The sequence below is a fragment of the uncultured Campylobacter sp. genome, from assembly GCF_938045535.1.
Classification (GTDB): domain Bacteria; phylum Campylobacterota; class Campylobacteria; order Campylobacterales; family Campylobacteraceae; genus Campylobacter_B.
Genome location: NZ_CALIMQ010000247.1, coordinates 1 through 4,352, shown reverse-complemented (window position 1 = coordinate 4,352; position 4,352 = coordinate 1). Strand labels below are relative to the sequence as shown.

The following is a 4,352-nucleotide window of genomic DNA, read 5'->3' as shown; positions in this document are numbered from 1 at the left end:
TGCCGTTGTACCGTTGATGATCCTGATTCCTGCGTTGTCGGGCAATGGCGAAGAAGGCAGTCTGTGGGTCGCGCTGGGTCTTGCCGGATTGAAAATGCTGGTCACGCTGGGCGTGTTGTTCGTTATCGGCAGCAAGGTAATGTCGCGCTGGTTCAGAATGGTCGCCAAACGCAAGTCGTCTGAACTCTTCATGATCAACGTTTTGCTGGTTACTTTGGGCGTGGCCTATCTGACAGAGCTTGAAGGCCTGTCCATGGCATTGGGCGCATTCGTCGCCGGTATGCTGCTTTCGGAAACGGAATACCGTTTTCAGGTGGAAGACGACATCCGTCCGTTCCGCGATATTCTGCTCGGTTTCTTCTTTATCACGGTCGGCATGAAACTGGATATCCAAGCTTTAATCGGCGGCTGGCAGCAGATTCTGATTTTGCTGGCAATTTTGCTGGTATTGAAAGCATTGGTCGTCTTTTTCATCGCTAGGTTCTTTAACGCTCTGCGCGGGCTCTTTGGATTCGGAAGCTTTTAAGCTTTCCGCCTTTTTAGGGCTCTCTTTTTTAACGGTTTTTTTAGTTTCGCTCTGTTTTTTAGCGGGCTTATTCTCGTCCTCTTGCGCTTTTTCGGAACTTTTCTTCGCGGGCTTTGACTTTTTCCCCGGCAAAATTCCCGTCTGGATATAATCGTAAATAGCGGCAGCTTCCTCTTCGCTTACTTTATTCGACGCGGTTTTTACCTTTTTAAAGCCCATCTCCTGCGCTTTTTCGATTATCTCTTTGCTTGCGTATCCAAGCTCGTCCGCGATATCTTTAATCAGAACACCCATTTAAAACTCTCTCCTTGATATGTCCCAAATCTGCGCTAGACGCAAATTTAGATAGATATTTTGAAATTTTCTCTTTTTGATTTATGCAACCGTTGCAAATATAAAATTGTCTGTTTGAGCTTATATTTTTAAAATTTTGCAAAAAGGCGTGGAGCTCGCGCTTGGCGAAGCGCCCCCTGCAAATAACGCACATCCTAATCGGTTCGCTCATGCGATTATATCTTTATTTTTCTTAGTCAATATTAAAGCCGCCGTTGTCGATCTCTAAAATTTCGACGCGGAAGTTTTTAAAATTTTCGCTAAGGCAGGCTTTAAGCTTTGCGGCGTCGGATCTGTAGGCTAAATTTAAAAAGCTTGAGCCGCTACCGGAGAGCGAGCTCATAAGCGCGCCGTTATCATAGGCGATCTCGCGCAGCTTAAAAAGCTGCGGAAGCGCGCCCATGCGCATCTGTTCGTGCATCTTGTCGATACAGGCGTAGCGTAAGCTGTCGTAGTCGCGCCGCATAAAACAAGCGGTCAGAAACGCCGCATGCGAGAGGTTGCTGACGCAATCCTTGATCGAAAAGCTCTTAGGCAGCTTTCCGCGAGATTCGTTCGTAGGCATCGGCGTATCGGGGATAACGACGACGGCTTGCAGATCTTGCGAAATTTCGCATTTTTGCGTGCGAACCGTCTTGCCGTTCACGACGCTGCTGACAAAGCCGCCGAGCGTTGCGGGCGCGATATTGTCGGGGTGATTTTCATATTCCAGCGCCGTGTTCAAAATTTTAGCGCGATCGATCTCAAAACCGCAAATTTTATAAGCGCTTGCGATGGCGCCTACGATCACGGCCGAGCTGCTGCCCAACCCACGCGAAAACGGGATGTTGTTGTGAAAAGCAAATTTAAAATTTATCTCTTGCCCGCCGCCTAGTTTTCTGTAAATTTCATTGAAAATATTCAAAAAAGCGTTACCCTTCTTAAGCCACGCTCTATCGCTGCCCTCGCCGCTAAGCGATACGCAAAAAAACTTCTGCTCGGTAATCTCTACTTCGTTAAATAGCCCTAGGCTAAGACCGAGCGCGTCGAAACCGGGGCCTAAATTTGCGCTCGTCGCAGGAATTCTTATAATCAAGCTCTCTCCTAAACCGCTTCTATGATGTAATTTGGAAGTATATCATCGCTTTTATTTAAAACCGATAAATCCTGTGGTAAAGATAGCGCGGCGGGAGCGCATTTTTTCATTTTGATTTTGCCGCGATCGTAAACGTAGCTGAAGTTTTTGTTCGCCCTGATCGGCCCTAAGCCGCTTAGCTCAAAGCCGCTGATGGCGTACAGCGGCACATCAAGGGCGATGCTAAGCGTGCGCAATATCACGTAGCTTACCTTCATGCCCATGAAGCTGCCGGGAGTATTTGCGTAGATGAGATCTTTGATTTTGTAATCTTTTAAAATTTCGCTAAATTTAGCGATCAGGAAGTTATCGGCTTTTTCGTCTTTGGCGCTTGCAAATTCCGTTATCTTAGCGCCGTTTTCATACACACCGAGCAGGCACGGAGCGCTAAGAGCAGCGATTAGAATTTCAACCTCTTTGATTTTGCAGCCTCAAGCAAAGACTTTTTGATATTCGCGCACAACCTCGGCGGTAAGATCTACTAGCTCGAAATTTTTCGCGTCGGCAAGGACTGCCAAAGTGAGTTTATGATTTAGATCGTGGCTTCCCGCAAACGCCGTATAATCTCCCAAAATCGGAGCACCTACGAGCGCAAGATCGCCGATCGCGTCTAAAATTTTATGGCGGACGAACTCGTTTTCAAAGCGCAAGCCCTCGGGATTTAAAATTTTATTCTCATCGATTACGACGGCGTTTTCTAAGCTGCCGCCTAGAGCCAGCCCCATGGAGCGCAGCGCTTGCACATCTTTCAAAAACCCAAAAGTTCTGGCGCGCGAAATTTCTTTAAGATAGGCTTTTTTGCTAAATTCAAAAACATGGTGCTGAGTACCGATGAGCGGATGGCTAAATTTAATTGTATAATCAAATTTCGGGCTCTTGCTCGGGCTTAGGCGCACTAGCTTATCGCCCTCGCGAATCTCCACGACACGCTTGATTATGAGGGCTTTTTTATTCGCGTCAAGCTCTCTTACTCCCGCTTCGTCCAAAAGCATACAAAAGCTCGCCGAACTTCCGTCCATCACCGGAATTTCATTAGCATCGACGATGATGCGGATATTATCGATACCATAGGCATTAATGGCGCTCATTAGATGCTCTATTGTTGATATATAGCCCTTCTCATTTCCTACGACGGTCGCCATCTGCGTATTTATGACGTTTTTCGGCTCGGCTTTAAAACTAATGCCAAGATCACTTCTATAAAATACGATTCCACTGCCTGCCTCTAAAGGCTCTAACGTAAGTCTGATAGGCTCACCTTTGTGTAGCCCGATGCCGACGTTATGGACTTTCTTAGCTATCGTTGTCTGTCTCATTTCTATCCTCGTTTTCATTAACCCGCGCATTATAGCGAAAATTTTAAAATTTACTTACCTTTTTCTATTACTTTTTTGGACGATTCTAAGACATCGGTAATGTTATCTTTCATCCACTTAGGATCCATCCACTCCTCGGGTCTTACGTCCACGCCCTGAACTACGATACCAAAATGCAGATGATCTCCGAAAGCAAAGCCGCTTGAGCCCGTCTGTGCTAGAATGTCGCCCGGCTTTACGTCGCTGCCCACACTTAGCTGCGTCGCCGAGCAGTGTCCGTAGATGCCGTACAATCCAAAACCGTAGTAAATTCCTAAATTTAATCCGAAAATTCCGTTTTCCTGCGCAAAAACTACCTTGCCGTAGTTGCTCTCTTTGATATCGGCGTTTGCGACGCTTGCTAGATCGAGCCCCATATGCCATGACTCGCTTACTTGTTCGTCGTTCATAAAAAATATCCGATGATCGGCAAAGCTTGCTACCGCTGCGCCTTTAGCAAGCGGATAAAAAGGCTTTAGCTCAAATCCATTTATTCTATCCTCGTGCACCGCGCTAGTAGCAGCGTGCAGATCATCTCCGTTTTTCTTACGCAGAGTTTCGTTTACGAATTTAAATTTCTCCAAATCGCTCATCGAGTTAAAATTCTGCGCATATTGGCTAGCCAGATCACTTACTTTGCCGTTAATGAAGCCCGGATTTAGCTTGATAGTAGAGACTTTATATTTTTTGTCTTGATAAAAATATTTTATCTGCGAAATGCTTTCGTTGCCTGCACGATCGGTGGCGACCGCTTCTGCGCGAAATTCCTCTAAATTTGCAGGCCACGCTACGAGAGACGCATAATAGCCCTCTTTTACAAAAGGAATCGCTTTAAAAATTTTGCCATAGTTGGTTTTGACATAGACTTCGTTTAGGCGCTCGTCTTTTGCCGAAAATACAACCACGGCGCTACCGCCTTTGGTGATTTTGTAGGATTGATTGATAATATTTATGATGGGCTTTTTGTCATCTATTATTATATTTGCCGTTTTTACGCTCTTATTTCCTTGCGCAAAATTCCACG

General features: G+C 45.9%; 6 protein-coding genes and 1 pseudogene. 1 reads left to right on the top strand and 6 read right to left on the bottom strand.

Annotated features, from left to right (window positions below; genetic code table 11):
• Positions 1 to 526 (top strand): cation:proton antiporter (locus Q0095_RS07740; RefSeq protein WP_297882862.1); only part of this gene is annotated, 526 nt, incomplete at its 5' end.
• 201 nt (positions 527 to 727) lie between these two features.
• On the opposite strand, the pseudogene Q0095_RS07735 reads toward Q0095_RS07740, so the two are convergent.
• The 6 genes and pseudogenes from Q0095_RS07735 to Q0095_RS07710 form a co-directional block, all read right to left on the bottom strand.
• Positions 728 to 820 (bottom strand): annotated as a pseudogene (locus Q0095_RS07735) (translation initiation factor IF-2 N-terminal domain-containing protein); the annotation flags it as partial.
• Complete coding sequence (locus Q0095_RS07730; RefSeq protein WP_297882860.1) at positions 804 to 1,031, bottom strand: hypothetical protein; 228 nt, start codon at positions 1,029 to 1,031, stop codon at positions 804 to 806. The pseudogene Q0095_RS07735 and the gene Q0095_RS07730, both read right to left, overlap by 17 nt.
• A gap of 21 nt (positions 1,032 to 1,052) precedes the next feature.
• The gene (thrB, locus tag Q0095_RS07725) at positions 1,053 to 1,934 is read right to left on the bottom strand and encodes a homoserine kinase (protein WP_297882857.1); all 882 of its coding nucleotides are present in this window, start codon (positions 1,932 to 1,934) and stop codon (positions 1,053 to 1,055) included.
• Positions 1,935 to 1,942: 8 nt separating this feature from the next.
• Positions 1,943 to 2,341 carry a glycoprotease gene (locus Q0095_RS07720; protein WP_297882855.1) on the bottom strand — a complete coding sequence of 133 codons (399 nt, stop codon included), beginning with the start codon at positions 2,339 to 2,341 and terminating at the stop codon, positions 1,943 to 1,945.
• A 63-nt stretch (positions 2,342 to 2,404) separates the two neighbouring features.
• Positions 2,405 to 3,289 (bottom strand): UDP-3-O-acyl-N-acetylglucosamine deacetylase, encoded by an 885-nt coding sequence (gene lpxC, locus Q0095_RS07715; RefSeq protein WP_297882853.1) that lies wholly within the window; start codon positions 3,287 to 3,289, stop codon positions 2,405 to 2,407.
• 50 nt (positions 3,290 to 3,339) lie between these two features.
• Positions 3,340 to 4,352, bottom strand: a 1,013-nt coding sequence (locus tag Q0095_RS07710; RefSeq protein ID WP_297882851.1) for a M23 family metallopeptidase, incomplete at its 5' end; no start/stop codon positions are given.

What these genes read in the sequence shown, in the direction of transcription:
- lpxC (WP_297882853.1), bottom strand. Translation starts at nt 3,289, where the DNA reads ATGAGACAGACAACGATAGCTAAGAAAGTCCATAACGTCGGCATCGGG.
- Q0095_RS07730 (WP_297882860.1), bottom strand. Translation starts at nt 1,031, where the DNA reads ATGAGCGAACCGATTAGGATGTGCGTTATTTGCAGGGGGCGCTTCGCC.